Here is a 14,693-nt window from a genome sequence, read left to right on the forward strand (position 1 = left end):
GCCGGCCGGGAGGGTGCCTCGGGGCGCCCCGGCCGCCCCGTTTCGGACACAGTCGTAACGGCCTGTCGCGGGCTGCATATTCCGGCGGCGCCGGGTACAATCGGGCGTCAACGGGCGCCCCGGAGCAGCAGTGAGTTCGGTCCAGACCCCAGCCTATGATGCCTTGGAGGCGCGCTTCGCGGCAGCGGCGCGCCACAGCCGGCTGGTCCACATTCTGCGCATCGCCGTGCCGGTGACCGTCGTCATGGCGATGGCCATGATCATCTTCGTCTCGGCCTTCAACAAGTTCCGGACCACCAAGGAAGTGGCTTTCGATCCCGGAAACCTGGTGGTCTCCGGCACCAAGATCACGATGGAAACGCCGCACCTGTCGGGCTACACGCCCGACCAGCGGCCCTATGAGCTCTGGGCCAAGACCGCGACCCAGGACATCAGGGATGCCGATCATGTCGATTTGCACAAGCTCAGGGCCAAGCTCCTGATGCAGGATCAATCGACCGTGTTCCTCGATGCCCTCAACGGAACCTTCGACAACAAGCAGCAGCAGCTCGATCTGCGCAAGGATATCTTCCTGCGGACGTCGTCGGGCTATGAGGCCCGTCTCAGCCAGGCCTTCGTCGACATGGCCAACAACACGGTCACCTCGGATGAGCATGTCGACGTCAAGCTGACCAACGGCACCCTGACCTCCGACCGCCTGAAGATCATGGAGGGCGGCGAGGTGATCCGCTTCGAAGGCCACGTCGTGATGTATCTGGACAAGCTAGGCAATGACGAGCCGGCGGCCGCGCCACCAGCACCTGCCGAGCCCGCGCGACCACCCGCGAAAACGCGCTCGCTCCAAAACAAGTCTGCGACCTCGAGATGATCTCCATGACGAAGCACCTTTTGCGCAACGGTTTTTCGAAGAGCGTTGCGTTCAGCGCCGGCGCGCTCACGCTTGGTGCGGCACTTGTCGCAGCAGTGCATGCGCAGAGCACCATGCAGGGCGTGCCCAACGCCATGCAGGGGTTTTCGCAGAACCGCGATCAGCCGATCCAGATCGAGGCCGCCTCGCTCGAAATGCGCGACAAGAAGAAGGAAGCGACCTTCGCCGGCAACGTGAAGGTCGTGCAGGGCGACACCACCATGACGTCGAAGACGCTGGTCGTGTTCTACGAATCCGGCGGCGACAAGCCCGCGGCACCGCAGCCGGCGGCGAAAAACGCCAAGGCGGCGGCACCGATGCAATCGGCAACGCCAGGGCCGAACGGCAGCTCCTCGATCAAGCGGCTGGAAGCGCGCGGCAATGTCGTGGTGACCCAGAAGGACCAAGTGGTGACCGGCGAGACCGCGGTGTTCGACACCAAGACCAATCTCATCACCATGCTCGGCGGCGTGGTCCTGACCCAGTGCAAGAACGTGCTGCGCGGCGACCGCCTGATGGTCGACATGACCACCGGGGTGTCGCGTGTGGAATCCGACAGCGGCAAGGTCCAGGCCCTGCTCCCGCAAGGCGGCGGCGGCGATTGCGGCTCCTCCAAGCCCGGCGCCGGCCCGCCTTTGGCGCTGCCGGGCGCAGCTAAACAGAAGTAAATTCAACAACTTGTGTACGGTGCTGTCGGAGCGAGGTTGAAGCCCGCCCGACAAGACTGTATCTACCCCAGCGGGCTCGGCAGCGGGATCCGCCGATAAGGGATCGAGGGTGTTTCTCTGGGCAGGAGGCATCCTTTCACTCATGCTGTGCCGGCGAATCGCGCCGGGGCGGCAGATCGCGGGATCACCGTGAAAGGCTTGAGACAGCGGGGATGGTCGATTTATTCAGCATGTTCCGTCGGCGCCCCGCCAAACGTGGCCGGCCAGGATTTGCGCGCCTGCGCGACGACATCACCGCGCTCGGTGACAGCGTCGGCAGCCTTCTGACCAGCCCGGTGCGGGACGCGCCGCCGATCGCGCGCGAGCAGCCGATACCGGCGCAGGAACCGCCGCGGCCTCGTCCCCAACCCGCCGCCAGGCCGGCCCAGACCGCCACCAAGACCAACGGTTCGGGCGGTCCGCAGCTCTTGCGCCGGCCCGGCCTCCTGGCTGTGCATAGCGTGGAAAAGAGCTTTGGCAGCCGCCAGGTGGTGCGCGGCGTCAGCATCTATGTGCGCCGCGGCGAGGCCGTCGGCCTGCTCGGGCCGAACGGCGCCGGCAAGACCACCGTGTTCTACATGATCACCGGGCTGATCAAGGCCGATCGCGGCGCGATCGAACTCGACGGCCATGACGTGACGAAGCTGCCGATGTATCAGCGCGCGCGGCTCGGCATCGGCTACCTGCCGCAGGAGGCCTCGATCTTCCGCGGCCTCACCGTCGAGCAGAACATCCGCGCCGTGCTCGAAGTAGTGGAACCCTCGCGCAAGAAGCGCGAGCAGCAGCTCGACTCGCTGCTCGACGAGTTCAACATCACGCGCTTGCGAAAATCGCCGTCGATTGCGCTGTCCGGCGGCGAGCGCCGCCGCGTCGAGATCGCGCGTGCGCTCGCGACCCGTCCCAACTACATGCTGCTCGACGAGCCCTTCGCCGGCATCGATCCGATCGCGGTCGGCGACATCCAGGACCTGGTGCGCCACCTCACCAACCGCGGCATCGGCGTCTTGATCACCGACCATAACGTGCGCGAGACGCTCGGCCTCACCGATCGCGCCTATATCGTCTATGCCGGTGAAATCTTGACCGAGGGTAGCCCGGATGAGATCGTCAACGACCCGGACGTCCGCCGTCTTTACCTTGGCGAGGAGTTCCGCCTCTAGCCCGTTTTTCGCTTTCGTCAAGACGTGTACATCGGGCTCAGACTAGGATAAGCAAAAATCGGACCAAATTTTTGGGAACGGTTCTTGCTTCATGGCGCTGACGCAGAGATTAGAGTTCAGGCAGTCGCAGTCGCTGGTGATGACGCCGCAGTTGATGCAGGCGATCAAGCTGCTGCAACTGTCCAATCTCGATCTTACGACCTTCGTGGAGGAGGAACTCGAGCGCAATCCGCTGCTCGAGCGGGCGAGCGACGAGCAGCCCCCGGGCGATGCCCCGACGGAAACGGCCCAATTCAGCGATAGCGACGATTCCGGCGGCAGCCATGGCGACGAGCCGGGCGGCGGTTCAGGCGAAGCCTTCGAGCCGGGTCAGGAAGAGTGGCTGAGCAAGGATCTCGGCACCCGCGCCGAGATCGAGCAGACGCTGGATACCGGGCTGGACAACGTCTTCTCGGAAGAGCCGGCGGAAGCCGCGGCGCGCAATGCGCAGGATGCGGCGCCGAGCGTCTATACCGAATGGGGCGGCGGCGCCTCCGGTGACGAGGACTACAATCTCGAAGCTTTTGTCGCGGCAGAGACGACGCTGTCCGACCACCTCGCCGAGCAGCTCTCGGTCGCGTTCACCGCGCCGGCGCAGCGCATGATCGGGCAGTATCTCATCGACCTCGTCGATGAGGCCGGCTATCTGCCGCCGGATCTCGGCCAGGCCGCCGAGCGGCTTGGTGCATCGCAGCAGGATGTCGCGGACGTTCTTGCGGTGCTGCAAAAATTCGATCCGCCCGGCGTCTGCGCGCGCAATTTGAGCGAATGCCTGGCGATCCAGCTTCGGGAGCTCGATCGTTACGACCCGGCGATGCAGGCGCTGGTCGAGAATCTCGATCTCCTGGCCAAGCGCGACATCGCTTCCTTGCGCAAGGTCTGCGGCGTCGACGACGAGGATATCGCCGACATGATCGGTGAGATCCGCCGCCTCGATCCCAAGCCCGGCATGAAGTTCGGCTCCTCGCGCCTCCAGACCATGGTGCCGGACGTCTATGTCCGTCCGGGTCCCGACGGCGGCTGGCATGTCGAGCTCAACAGCGACACTCTGCCGCGCGTGCTCGTGAACCAGACCTATTACTCCGAGCTGTCGAAGAAAATCGGCAAGGATGGCGACAAGTCCTATTTCACCGATGCCTTGCAGAACGCGACCTGGCTGGTGCGCGCGCTCGATCAGCGCGCCCGCACCATCCTGAAGGTCGCAACCGAGATCGTGCGCCAGCAGGACGGCTTCTTCACCCATGGTGTCGCGCACTTGAGGCCGCTCAACCTGAAAGCGGTTGCTGACGCCATCCAGATGCATGAATCCACGGTGTCGCGCGTCACCGCCAACAAATACATGGCGACAAATCGCGGCACCTTTGAACTGAAGTATTTCTTCACAGCGTCGATCGCGTCGGCCGATGGCGGCGAGGCGCATTCCGCCGAAGCCGTCCGCCACCACATCAAGCAGCTGATCGATTCGGAGGAGCCGTCCGCAATCCTGTCGGACGACACGATCGTGGAACGGTTGCGTGCGTCCGGCATTGATATCGCCCGGCGCACGGTTGCGAAGTACCGCGAAGCCATGCGCATTCCCTCTTCGGTACAACGCCGTCGCGACAAGCAGAGCGCTCTTGGGAACGTCCTCTCTACCGCACTGTCCGATCGCTCCCGCAACACCGAGCCGGCCTGATTGCGCGCGCCTCAAATCGCGCTACTCTCAAGCTCCCTTGAGATCGGCCCAGGCTCGAGCATGATCCGGCAAAGTGCGAAGCGGTTTTCCGAAAAGATCATGCTCAAACAACAGCCTAACGCGCGATGTCATCGCGCTTTGGCACCAACCAGGCGAGGCATCATATGACTCTCCGGATTTCGGGCAAAAGCATCAGCGTCGGCGAAGCCCTCCGCGGCCGCGTCACCGAGCGCACAGACGAGGTCTTGCGCAAATATTTTGACGGCAATTATTCCGGCCACATTACGCTGAGCAAGGACGGGTTCGGCTTCCGCACCGATTGCGCGCTGCACCTCGATTCGGGGATCACGCTGGAAGCCGATTCGAACGCGTCGGATGCCTATGCCAGCGCCGACCAGGCGCTGCTGATGATCGAGAAGCGGCTCAAGCGCTACAAGAGCAGGCTGAAGGACCGGTCGGCCCGCAAGACCGCCGCTGCCTCCGCGGCGCTGGCCGCGCTGGACGCCACGGCTTACGTCCTGGAGGCCCCGGGCGAGGGCGAGGACGAAGTCACCGGCTACAGCCCTGTCATCATCGCGGAATCGACCACCTCCTTGAGGCAGCTCTCGGTCAGCGAAGCGGTCATGGAACTCGACCTCAGCGGCGCCCATTGCCTGGTATTTCAGCATGGCTCGAGCGGCCGGGTGAACATCATTTACCGCCGGGCGGATGGCAATGTCGGCTGGATCGACCCTCCTGGGTCCAATTCCGGGAGTTAGCCCAGCCTGCCATCGAGGGTTCTGGGACCTTCCCCGTATGACTCCTGTCTTTAAGGATGAGCACGGTAAAAGGCGCTTGCGGGAGTTGGCACCGGGATTGCGTTGGAGTAGAAGCGCCCCACATCAGGGCCGGGGCTAAGTCCGCCTCCTGCTTCACCTTCTTGACGCCGGCCAAATCTGGTCTACCAAGTTGGCCAATTCGGAACCTGACGGCTTAATTCACCTCGGAAAGCTCCATGCCGATTACCGATCTGGTCGCACCCGAGGCGATTCTCCCGGCATTGAAAGTCAACAGCAAGAAGCAGGCCTTGCAGGAACTCGCTGCCAAGGCCGCCGAGCTCACGGGGCAGAACGAACGCTCTGTCTTCGAGGTGCTGTTGCAGCGGGAAAAGCTCGGCACCACCGCGGTCGGTTATGGCGTCGCGATTCCCCACGGCAAGCTGCCCAAGCTGGAAAAGATTTTTGGCCTGTTCGCGCGGCTCGATCGCCCGATCGATTTCGAGGCGATGGACGGCCAGCCGGTCGATCTCGTCTTCCTGCTGCTCGCACCTGAAGGCGCGGGCGCCGATCATCTGAAGGCGCTGGCGCGTATCGCCCGCCTGTTGCGTGACCAGGACATCGCCAAGAAGCTGCGCGCCTCGCGCGATGCGCAGGCGATCTACTCCGTGCTCGCGCTGCCGCCGGCGAGCGCGGCGTAATTCGGCAAGCCGATCGGGCTGCTGATCCGCCCGGTGTTCTCACCTTGAGACGTGGCGTCTCCACAAGCGCCGTCATTGCGAGGAGCGAAGCGACGAAGCAATCCAGATTGCCTCCGCGGAAGCAGCCTGGATTGCTTCGCTACGCTCGCAATGACGAGGAGACTGCAAGCGATCTGCAGCTCAAAGCAAAACGGGCATGCCTTCGTGTGAAGGCATGCCCGCTTGAAATTCTATCGATGCGAAGCGCGCGGCTCAGTGCACGCTCACCGCCTGCAACTCGTTGCTCCAGGCATTGGCGATCGCGGCTTCGCGGCTGTCGGTCAGCATGATCGGCGTGCCGTCGGCGGCGTGGAGCGCGAAGAGCTTGAGGCCTGGCGCAATCTTGGGCGCCTCGGGAAACAGGTCGGGTACGTCCTCCGAGCGGATCTGCTTCACGTAGGCGATGTGGCCCTCGCCGAGGGTTGCCAGCGTCTCCGGTGAGACGTTGTTGGCTTCGTATTCGAACGCAACATGACCGTTACTCATGGTCTCGACTCCTCTCTCGAAACTAAGCGGTCGAGTCCGCTACTCGTTCCATTATTCGTGCTCATTGATAGCGATTGTCTTAACGATCCTTTCCGGTTCCGGCCGGGCAAGATCGATCGACAACAGCCCGTTCTTCAGATCCGCACCCAGCACCAGCATCCCCTCCGCCAGCACGAAGGTGCGCTGGAAGTGGCGCGCGGCGATGCCGCGATGGATGTATTGCCGGGTCTTGTCGTCCTGCTGACGCCCGCGGATCACGAGCTGGTTTTCCTCAATGGTTACATCGAGTTGGTCGCGGGTGAATCCGGCGACCGCCAGCGTGATGCGCAAGCGCTCGGGCTGGCCGTCCGACCGATCGCACCTCTCGATATTGTACGGAGGATAACCGTCGGCGCCTTTGACGACCCGATCGAGCACACGCTCGATCTCGTCGAAGCCCAGAAGGAACGGACTGGATAACGTGGGAACACGAGACATAGTTTACAAAGTCCTCGCGGAAAGCGACTTTGACGTTTCAGGGCCCTGAATGGCACCCCTTGTGACCCAATATGGGCATATCCCCGTGCCGGTTCAAGCACCTAGCGGGGGGCTGTGAGTTCGTCACTCCGGGCGGCGCAAAGCGCCGAATCCGGAATCTAGGGGTTGTGGCGCGATTTCGGGTTCTCGCTGACGCGAGCCCCGGAAATGACCAAGTCCCACGCTGGCTACTTTGCATGGGGTTGTTTTCGATATTTTTAATGGCCCGTGACGGAAAGCCTCAGGCCTCGATCCGCTTGCGGCCGTCGGCGCTGAACAGATGCAGCTTCTCGCGCACCGCGGCGACGCGGATCTTCTGGCCGATCGCGGGGGCCTCGGCTCCGGGGATCCGGACGATGACCTCGCCGGGCGGCAGCTCGCCGGGCGTCGCGGCGACCTGCTGCTCGTCCTGCTGGCGTGAGCCGTAGACGAAGGTTTCGGCGCCGACCCGTTCGATGGCTTCCACGGTGAGGGCAAGCGCGACGCCGCCGGCCGGCGTCTGGTCGGTGATGACGAAGTCCTCCGGGCGGATGCCGAGGATGCCGGCCTCCGCCGCGCGGCCATTGCTGCCGAGCTGCGTCTTGACCTCGTCCGGCCGCGTCGACATCAGATTCATCGGCGGCGCGCCGATGAAGGAGGCGACGAAGGTGGTGGCCGGCTTCTCGTAGATCGCGAGCGGATTGCCGATCTGCTCGACCTGGCCGCCATTCATCACGACGAGGATGTCGGCCAGCGTCATCGCCTCGAGCTGGTCGTGGGTGACGTAGATCGACGTGGTGTTCAGCCGGCGCTGCAACTTGCGGATCTCGACCCGCATCGCGATGCGCAGCTTGGCATCGAGATTGGACAGGGGCTCGTCGAACAGGAACACCTTTGGCTGGCGCACGATGGCGCGGCCCATGGCGACGCGCTGGCGCTGGCCGCCGGAGAGCTGGCGCGGCTTGCGCTCGAGCATCGGTGCGAGCTCGAGCACGCGCGCGGCTTCCTCGACGCGGGTCTTGATCTCGGCTTCCGCCATGCCGCGATTGCGCAAGCCGTAGGCCATGTTGTTGTAGACGCTCATATGCGGATAGAGCGCGTAGTTCTGGAACACCATCGCGATGTCGCGTTCGGCGGGCTCGACCTGGTTGACGACGCGGCCGCCGATGTCGATCTCGCCGCCGGAGATGGTCTCGAGCCCCGCGACCATGCGGAGCAGCGTCGACTTGCCGCAGCCGGAGGGACCGACCAGCACGCAGAACTGACCGTCGCCGACATCGACGTCGACGCCCTTGATGGCCTCGAAGCCGCCCGGATAGGTCTTGCGGACATTGCGCAGGGTGACGTTGGCCATAGTCTCTACTTCTCCGTCTCGACCAGTCCGCGCACGAACAGTTTCTGCATCGCGACGACGACGAACACCGGCGGCAGCATCGCGAGCACGGCGGTCGCCATCACGATCGGCCATTCGGTCAGCGCGTCGTTCGTGGTCATCATCTTGCGGATGCCGACCTGGATGGTCTGCATGTCGTCGCGGGTCGTGATCAACAGCGGCCAGAGATACTGATTCCAGCCGAGGATGAAGAGGATCACGAACAGCGCCGCCATGTTGGTGCGCGACAGCGGCAGCAGCGTATCCCAGAAGAAGCGCAGAGGTCCCGCGCCGTCGATCCGCGAGGCTTCCAATAGCTCGTCCGGCACCGTCATGAAGAATTGGCGGAAGAGGAGCGTCGCGGTGGCCGACGCGATCAGCGGCAGCGACAGGCCGGCAAAGCTGTCGAGCATGTGCAGGTCGGCGACGATCTTGTAGGTCGGATAGATGCGCACCTCGACCGGCAGCATCAAGGTGATGAAGACGATCCAGAAGATCGCCATCCGGAACGGAAAGCGGAAATAGACGATCGCATAGGCCGAGATGATCGAGATCGCGATCTTGCCGACCGCGATCAGCATCGCCATGATCAGCGAGTTGAGCATCATGTTGCCGACGGGCTCGCGGGTCGTTCCGCTCGTGCCGACGACGATGGTCTGGTAGTAGACCTCGAGGAAGTGCCCGCCCGGCAGCAGCGACATCTGTCCGTTGGCGATCAGCGCGTTGTCCTGGGTGGAGGCGACAATCGCGATGTAGACGGGGAAGGCGACGATCGCGATCCCGATCCACAGGATGATATGCGCGACGTAGCGGCGGATGCCCTCTTGCTCGACCATCAGTAGGTCACCTTGCGTTCGACGAAGCGGAACTGGATTGCCGTCAGCACGATGACGAGCACCATCAGGATCACCGACTGTGCCGCGGAGCTGCCGAGATTTCCGCCCAGGAGCCCCTCGGTATAGACCTTGTAGACCAGCGTTACCGTCGATGTTCCAGGACCGCCACGTGTCATCGTATCGATGATGCCGAAGGTGTCGAAGAAAGCGTAGACGATGTTGATGACCAGGAGGAAGAAGATGGTCGGCGACAGCAGCGGGAAGGTCACGGTCCAGAACCGCCGCATCGGGCGGGCGCCGTCGATCGCGGCCGCTTCCATCACGCTCCTCGGGATGGCCTGGAGGCCGGCGAGGAAGAACAGGAAATTGTAGGAGACCTGCTTCCAGGCGGCGGCGAGGATGACCAGCGTTGCCGCCTGATTGCCATTGAGCAGCGGATTCCAGTCGACACCCATGTCGCGCAAATAGCGCGAGAGCACACCGAGCGAGGGGTGCAGCATGAAGATCCAGAGCACGCCGACGACGGGCGGAGCGACCGCATAGGGCCAGATCAGCAGCGTGCGATAGAGCGTGCCGCCGCGCATCGGCCTGTCCGCCATCACGGCGAGCAGCAGCGCCAGGGACAGCGACGAGACGGCGATCGCGAACGAGAAGAAGAAGGTCCGGACGATCGCCTCGAAATAAGCGGGCTCCCCAAACAATTCCACGTAGTTGTCGAACCAGACGAAGCTGGTCGAGAGTCCGAAGGCGTCCTGGAGCAGGAAGGACTGGATGACGGCCTGCAGGGCAGGCCAGTAGAAAAAGATCAGGACGATCGCGAGCTGCGGTGCAACCAGCGCGAACGGCAATAGCCTTGATTGGAAAATGGCTTGCTTTTGCATGATGTGAGGTGAGCGGCAGGCCGCGAGATCGGCCTGCCGCTCATCGCCTTATTTCACGGCGGTCTTTTCGAACTGCCGGAGCATCGTGTTGCCGCGTTCGACGGCGGTATCGAGCGCCTGCTTGGCGGTCTTCTTGCCGGCGAGCGCCTGCTCGATCTCTTCCGACCAGACGTCGCGGAGCTGGACCATGTTGCCGAGCCGCAGGCCGCGCGAATTCTCGGTCGGCTCCTTGTTGGTCAGCTCGATCAGCGGCGTTTCGAGATACGGCTGATCCTTGTAGAAGCCCTCTGCCTTCGCCTTCTCATAGGCCGCCTTGGTGATCGGCAGATAGCCGGACGCCTTGTGGATGTAGACCTGACGATCGGTATCGGAGAGGAAGGTCAGGAATTTCGCGACGCCCTTGTACTCGTCGGCCGATTTGCCGCCCATGATCCACAGCGATGCGCCGCCGATGATCGAGTTCTGCGGCGCGCCCTTGACGTCGGGATAGTAAGGCATCGGCACCGCGGTGAAGTTGAACTTGGCCTGTGCCTTGACGTTGCCGAAGAAGGCCGAAGAGGTCAGGTAGATCGGGCATTCGCCGGAGGTGAAGCGGCCTTCGCCGGTGTTGGTGCGGCCAGCATAGTCGTAGGTCTTGTCCCTCTGCAGCTCGACCAGGTTTTCGAGATGCTTGACCTGGAGCGGACCGTTGAACTCGAGAACCGTGTCGAAGCCATCGAGACCATTGGCCTTGGACGAGAGCGGCACGTTGTGCCAGGCGGAGAGCTGCTCGAGATTGACCCAGGTCACCCACGAGCCGGAGAAGCCGCAGGTGGAATAGCCGGCGGCCTTCAGCTTCTTGGCGTCCTCGAAGACTTCAGGCCAGGTCTTCGGCGGCTCTGCGATGTTGGCCTTCTTGAGCGCGTCGAGATTGATCCACATGACCGTGGACGACGAATTGAAGGGGAAGGACAGCATCTCGCCCTTCGAGGTCGAATAGTAGCCGGTGATCGCGGGCAGGTAGGCCTTGGGGTCGAACTTCTCGCCGGTCTCGGCCATCAGCTTGTAGACCGGTTTGACGGCGCCGGTCGCGGCCATCATGGTCGCGGTGCCGACTTCGAACACCTGCATGATGTGCGGCGCGTTGCCGGCGCGGAACGCCGCAATGCCGGCGTTCATCGTGTCGGCGTAGTTGCCCTTGTAGGTCGGAATCACCTTGTAGTCGCTCTGCGACGCATTGAAGTCGTTGGCGAGCTTGACGATGACGTCGTTGTTCGCGCCGGTCATCGCGTGCCACCACTGGATTTCCGTCGCGGCCTGCGCCGTCGAGGCGGCAAGGCCGAACGTGGCGGCAATGGCGGCAGCCGCAGCGAATTGTCGAAGAGCCATTAAGAAAACCTCCCTTGGGCCGTCATCAAAGTGCGCATGCGCTAGCAGCGCCATATGACGTTCACGTGACTGTGTAAGCGGCCGAAACGAAAGCGGCAAGCGCCGGAAAAGGGAAGCCGTCAAATAGGCGAAGACGTCCGCGTACGGGGAGCCCGTTCGCGGCGCGCAGTCGTGGGGCGCGCCGCAGTGCGGCATTGGATGACGTGAAGTTAATGATCAGGCCGCGGGTTCGAAAACCTCTCCCGCTTGCGGGAGAGGCCGAGGCCGCCTTCGGCGGCCGTTCTTCTAACAGACGCCGAAGCAAAGCCTCGGCTATGGCGTAGCGCCGGGTGAGGGTTCTATCCTCATGGGGATTGTCCCGTTGCGAGACACCCTCTCCCCAACCCTCTCCCGCAAGCCGGAGAGGGGGCGCAGTGCCTTTGCGGCGACGCTGAAGGCTATTCCATGAAACCCTAGCGCTTGCGCTCGGGGCCGCAGACCGTGCCCATCTCGACCATCGCCTCGATCTCGGCGCTGGAATATCCGAACTCGCCGAGCACTTCTGTGGCGTGCTGGCTGAATTTCGGCGGCACGCGGCGCAGGCTAGGCTTGCTGCGATCGAGCCGGATCGGCGAGGCGACGCCCTTGTACCAGTCCTTCTCGATGATATCGCCGCGGTAGATCGTGTGCGGATTGTTCAACGCCTGGTCGATCTTCTGCACGGGACCTGCGGGCAGTCCGGCGGCGAGCAGGCGATCGCACAGCGGCTCGGCCTCATGCTGGCTGAACACCGCGGCAAGCTCGGCGCGCAGCGCCTCGCGATTGGCGATGCGGTCCTTGTTGCGCGCAAAGCGCGGATCGGTGCCGAGCTCGGGCTTGCCGATCTCCTTGGCCAGCTTGCGGAAGGTGCCGTCATTGCCGACGCCGATGAAGATGTCGTCCGTGCGGGTCGGGAAGATCGCGTAGGGCACGAGATTGGGATGCTCGTTGCCGGTCAGGCCAGGGGGCTTGCCATGCATGAAGTAGTTCGCGGTGTGCGGATGCATGATCGCGAGGCCGGTCTCGTAGAGCGTGGTCTCGAGGAATTGCCCAAGCCCTGAGCGCTGCCGCTCCGACAGCGCCATCAAAATGCCGATCGCCGCATAAAGTCCGGTGGTGATGTCGACCAGCGGCACGCCGATCCGCATCGGCCCGCTCTCTCGCGAGCCCGTCGCCGCGATCATGCCGGTCATGGCCTGGATGATGGCGTCGTAGCCGGGATTGCCGCCGCGCGGGCCGTCGGCGCCGAAGCCGCAGATCCGGCAATGCACGAGGCGCGGGAATTTTTCGCGCAGCACCTCGTTGCCGATGCCCCATTTCTCCAGCGTGCCGGGCTTGAAATTCTCGATCAGGACGTCGGCCGTCTCCAGCATCTTGAGCAGCACGACGCGGCCGCCTTCGGAGGCGAGGTCGAGGCCGATCGAGCGCTTGTTGCGGTTGATGCCGACGAAGTAGGCCGCGTCCTCCTCATGGAAGGGAGGTCCCCACTCGCGCACCTCATCGCCTGCGGGCGGCTCGACCTTGATCACGTCGGCGCCGTGGTCGGCGAGAATTTGCGTGCAATAGGGGCCGCCGAGCACGCGCGTGAGATCAATGACGCGCAGTCCGCTCATTGCGCCGGATGCGGCTTCGGAAGTCATGACGGCAACCTTCGCTTAAGGGAGGATCGATGTTCGATCACTGGCCTAGCGAGGTTCGCGAGAGCCGGCAATGGCTCCCGGGGTGGGGCCGCATGCGCCGCCGCGGCCAATCCCGCGGCGTGGCATATCAAGGCGGCGAGTGGCTGGCGCGAGGGGGATCTCGGGCCAGCCAGCCCGCCTCTGGTTTTAGGCAACCTTCAGGCGGACGTCGACGTTGCCACGGGTCGCGTTGGAGTACGGGCAAACCTGATGGGCCTTCTCGACCAGCGCCTCGGCCTCCGCGCGGGGAACGCCGGGCAGCGAAACCAGCAGTTCGACCTCGAGGCCGAAGCCGCCTTCCGAACGCGGGCCGATGCCGACCGTCGAGGTCACCGCGGTGTCGGCGGGAACCTTCGGCCCGCCCTGGGAGGCCACGAACTTCATCGCGCCGATGAAGCAGGCGGCATAGCCGGCCGCAAACAGCTGCTCGGGATTGTTGCCCGCCCCGCCTCCGCCGCCGAGCTCCTTCGGGGTGGTGAGCTTCACGTCCAGCGCGCCGTCGAGGGTCGCAGCGTGGCCGTCGCGGCCGCCGGTGGCCTTGGCGCTGGTCTTGTAGAGGACATTCACGGACATCTTGGGTCTCCCTGGTTTCCGGTTGGGGTGCCGCATATATTGCAGACAATTAGATTGTGTGCAATATAAATTGCGCGGCCTCACATTTAATTGTTCGCAATTGAATGTGCCGCCGCTCCGCCCCAGAATGTCGAAGCGAATCTCGTGAGGCTTTTCCCATGGCTCGGAAACAACTGGCCGCTGACCAGCCGCTGCGGCTCGATAACCAGATCTGCTTTGCGGTCTATTCCGCCGCGCACGCCTTCAACCGTGTCTACAAGCCGCTGCTGGACCGGCTCGGCCTGACCTATCCGCAATATCTGGTGATGCTGGTGCTGTGGGAGCGCGACGGCGTGCCGCTGAAGGACATCGGCGAGCGACTGTTTCTGGACTCCGGCACGCTCACGCCGCTGCTCAAGCGCCTCGAAGCCGCGCAGCTCGTCAAGCGCACCCGCTCGACCGAGGACGAGCGCCAGGTGCTGATCGCGCTGACGCCGCAGGGACAGGCATTGAAGGACAAGGCGCGCAGCGTGCCGCAGTCGATCCTGGCCGCATCCGACTGCACGGTGCCCGAACTGGTCGCGATGAAAAACGAGATCGTCGCGCTACGCGACCGGCTGAATGCGGTGATTGGGGAGTAGGGGGCTTAGCAGAGCCGCTTTTTCGAGAAGGCGCGGCCTGAGTGCGACTTCAGATATTTTTCGAACGCCAATGCTTTCAGTTTGTCAGGGAAAGCGCAGTACCAGACCAGCTTCCACGGCTTGAATTTCGCGGTGTGAGCGGATTTGCCGGTGTTGTGCTCCGGAACCCGTCGCTTCAAGTCTTCCGTAGCGCCGATATATTCCTGGTCGGGGAACTCGATGCTGCGGATAATGTAGACGTACCACATTGATGGCTCACGTCGGGGCAGTCGTCTGAGGGGGCGGGGATAGAGCGTCGGGCAGTCCGTCTTCGCCCTTTGGGCTTTTCGCCGGACACCACGCTTCACCCTTCGGGCTCTGCGCGGCTGCGCCACGCGTAGCC

Annotated in this window: 16 protein-coding genes; 7 read left to right on the top strand and 9 right to left on the bottom strand. The window is 63.6% G+C overall.

The genetic code is table 11. From position 1 onward, the window contains the following. Positions 1-130 precede the first annotated feature (130 nt). From lptC to ptsN, 6 genes are all read left to right on the top strand, one after another. Positions 131-868 (top strand): LPS export ABC transporter periplasmic protein LptC, encoded by a 738-nt coding sequence (lptC, locus tag YUU_RS0146785; RefSeq protein WP_027528267.1) that lies wholly within the window; start codon positions 131-133, stop codon positions 866-868. Beyond that, positions 865-1,575 (top strand): LptA/OstA family protein, encoded by a 711-nt coding sequence (locus YUU_RS0146790; RefSeq protein WP_027528268.1) that lies wholly within the window; start codon positions 865-867, stop codon positions 1,573-1,575. The genes lptC and YUU_RS0146790 overlap by 4 nt, the downstream gene beginning before the upstream one ends. A gap of 212 nt (positions 1,576-1,787) precedes the next feature. Next, positions 1,788-2,774, top strand: coding sequence for an LPS export ABC transporter ATP-binding protein (gene lptB / locus YUU_RS0146795; protein WP_027528269.1), 987 nt, complete (start codon positions 1,788-1,790; stop codon positions 2,772-2,774). 91 nt (positions 2,775-2,865) lie between these two features. Beyond that, entirely contained in the window at positions 2,866-4,488 is a 1,623-nt protein-coding gene (gene rpoN, locus YUU_RS0146800) for an RNA polymerase factor sigma-54 (RefSeq protein WP_027528270.1), read from the top strand. 164 nt (positions 4,489-4,652) lie between these two features. Beyond that, positions 4,653-5,246, top strand: coding sequence for a ribosome hibernation-promoting factor, HPF/YfiA family (gene hpf, locus YUU_RS0146805; protein ID WP_027528271.1), 594 nt, complete (start codon positions 4,653-4,655; stop codon positions 5,244-5,246). Positions 5,247-5,482: 236 nt separating this feature from the next. After that, positions 5,483-5,944: a PTS IIA-like nitrogen regulatory protein PtsN gene (gene ptsN, locus YUU_RS0146810; RefSeq protein ID WP_027528272.1), complete on the top strand. Its 462-nt coding sequence runs from the start codon at positions 5,483-5,485 to the stop codon at positions 5,942-5,944. 252 nt (positions 5,945-6,196) lie between these two features. Here ptsN and YUU_RS0146815 read toward each other — a convergent pair whose 3' ends face one another. The 8 genes from YUU_RS0146815 to YUU_RS0146850 form a co-directional block, all read right to left on the bottom strand. Beyond that, positions 6,197-6,469 carry a DUF1150 domain-containing protein gene (locus YUU_RS0146815; protein ID WP_027528273.1) on the bottom strand — a complete coding sequence of 91 codons (273 nt, stop codon included), beginning with the start codon at positions 6,467-6,469 and terminating at the stop codon, positions 6,197-6,199. Positions 6,470-6,520: 51 nt separating this feature from the next. Continuing rightward, entirely contained in the window at positions 6,521-6,946 is a 426-nt protein-coding gene (locus YUU_RS0146820) for an Hsp20 family protein (RefSeq protein WP_011083554.1), read from the bottom strand. A 280-nt stretch (positions 6,947-7,226) separates the two neighbouring features. Beyond that, positions 7,227-8,318 carry a sn-glycerol-3-phosphate import ATP-binding protein UgpC gene (locus YUU_RS0146825; RefSeq protein WP_027528274.1) on the bottom strand — a complete coding sequence of 364 codons (1,092 nt, stop codon included), beginning with the start codon at positions 8,316-8,318 and terminating at the stop codon, positions 7,227-7,229. A gap of 5 nt (positions 8,319-8,323) precedes the next feature. Beyond that, a complete protein-coding gene (gene ugpE, locus YUU_RS0146830) occupies positions 8,324-9,172 on the bottom strand; it encodes a sn-glycerol-3-phosphate ABC transporter permease UgpE (RefSeq protein WP_027528275.1) in 849 nt (282 codons plus the stop codon). Further along, positions 9,172-10,053 (bottom strand): sn-glycerol-3-phosphate ABC transporter permease UgpA, encoded by an 882-nt coding sequence (ugpA, locus tag YUU_RS0146835; protein WP_027528276.1) that lies wholly within the window; start codon positions 10,051-10,053, stop codon positions 9,172-9,174. The genes ugpE and ugpA overlap by 1 nt, the downstream gene beginning before the upstream one ends. Before the next feature lie 48 nt (positions 10,054-10,101). Then, a complete protein-coding gene (gene ugpB, locus YUU_RS0146840) occupies positions 10,102-11,421 on the bottom strand; it encodes a sn-glycerol-3-phosphate ABC transporter substrate-binding protein UgpB (protein WP_027528277.1) in 1,320 nt (439 codons plus the stop codon). A gap of 452 nt (positions 11,422-11,873) precedes the next feature. Then, the gene (locus YUU_RS0146845; RefSeq protein ID WP_027528278.1) at positions 11,874-13,079 is read right to left on the bottom strand and encodes a CaiB/BaiF CoA-transferase family protein; all 1,206 of its coding nucleotides are present in this window, start codon (positions 13,077-13,079) and stop codon (positions 11,874-11,876) included. 186 nt (positions 13,080-13,265) lie between these two features. Beyond that, on the bottom strand, positions 13,266-13,691 hold the full coding sequence (locus YUU_RS0146850; RefSeq protein WP_027528279.1) for an organic hydroperoxide resistance protein: 426 nt from the start codon (positions 13,689-13,691) through the stop codon (positions 13,266-13,268). 158 nt (positions 13,692-13,849) lie between these two features. On the opposite strand from YUU_RS0146850, the gene YUU_RS0146855 reads away from it, so the two are divergent. Further along, positions 13,850-14,311 (top strand): MarR family winged helix-turn-helix transcriptional regulator, encoded by a 462-nt coding sequence (locus YUU_RS0146855; protein ID WP_027528280.1) that lies wholly within the window; start codon positions 13,850-13,852, stop codon positions 14,309-14,311. 5 nt (positions 14,312-14,316) lie between these two features. On the opposite strand, the gene YUU_RS0146860 is transcribed toward YUU_RS0146855, so the two are convergent. Beyond that, the gene (locus tag YUU_RS0146860; RefSeq protein WP_027528281.1) at positions 14,317-14,559 is read right to left on the bottom strand and encodes a GIY-YIG nuclease family protein; all 243 of its coding nucleotides are present in this window, start codon (positions 14,557-14,559) and stop codon (positions 14,317-14,319) included. Between the last annotated feature and the right edge of the window lie 134 nt (positions 14,560-14,693).

Source organism: Bradyrhizobium sp. Ec3.3 (genome assembly GCF_000472925.1).
GTDB lineage: Bacteria > Pseudomonadota > Alphaproteobacteria > Rhizobiales > Xanthobacteraceae > Bradyrhizobium.

Bases quoted from the DNA above. Each gene is read 5' to 3' on its own strand.
- YUU_RS0146790 (WP_027528268.1), top strand. From the start codon at position 865: ATGATCTCCATGACGAAGCACCTTTTGCGCAACGGTTTTTCGAAGAGC.
- lptB (WP_027528269.1), top strand. From the start codon at position 1,788: ATGGTCGATTTATTCAGCATGTTCCGTCGGCGCCCCGCCAAACGTGGC.
- rpoN (WP_027528270.1), top strand. From the start codon at position 2,866: ATGGCGCTGACGCAGAGATTAGAGTTCAGGCAGTCGCAGTCGCTGGTG.
- hpf (WP_027528271.1), top strand. From the start codon at position 4,653: ATGACTCTCCGGATTTCGGGCAAAAGCATCAGCGTCGGCGAAGCCCTC.
- ptsN (WP_027528272.1), top strand. From the start codon at position 5,483: ATGCCGATTACCGATCTGGTCGCACCCGAGGCGATTCTCCCGGCATTG.
- YUU_RS0146815 (WP_027528273.1), bottom strand. From the start codon at position 6,469: ATGAGTAACGGTCATGTTGCGTTCGAATACGAAGCCAACAACGTCTCA.
- YUU_RS0146820 (WP_011083554.1), bottom strand. From the start codon at position 6,946: ATGTCTCGTGTTCCCACGTTATCCAGTCCGTTCCTTCTGGGCTTCGAC.
- YUU_RS0146825 (WP_027528274.1), bottom strand. From the start codon at position 8,318: ATGGCCAACGTCACCCTGCGCAATGTCCGCAAGACCTATCCGGGCGGC.
- ugpE (WP_027528275.1), bottom strand. From the start codon at position 9,172: ATGGTCGAGCAAGAGGGCATCCGCCGCTACGTCGCGCATATCATCCTG.
- ugpA (WP_027528276.1), bottom strand. From the start codon at position 10,053: ATGCAAAAGCAAGCCATTTTCCAATCAAGGCTATTGCCGTTCGCGCTG.
- ugpB (WP_027528277.1), bottom strand. From the start codon at position 11,421: ATGGCTCTTCGACAATTCGCTGCGGCTGCCGCCATTGCCGCCACGTTC.
- YUU_RS0146845 (WP_027528278.1), bottom strand. From the start codon at position 13,079: ATGACTTCCGAAGCCGCATCCGGCGCAATGAGCGGACTGCGCGTCATT.
- YUU_RS0146850 (WP_027528279.1), bottom strand. From the start codon at position 13,691: ATGTCCGTGAATGTCCTCTACAAGACCAGCGCCAAGGCCACCGGCGGC.
- YUU_RS0146855 (WP_027528280.1), top strand. From the start codon at position 13,850: ATGGCTCGGAAACAACTGGCCGCTGACCAGCCGCTGCGGCTCGATAAC.
- YUU_RS0146860 (WP_027528281.1), bottom strand. From the start codon at position 14,559: ATGTGGTACGTCTACATTATCCGCAGCATCGAGTTCCCCGACCAGGAA.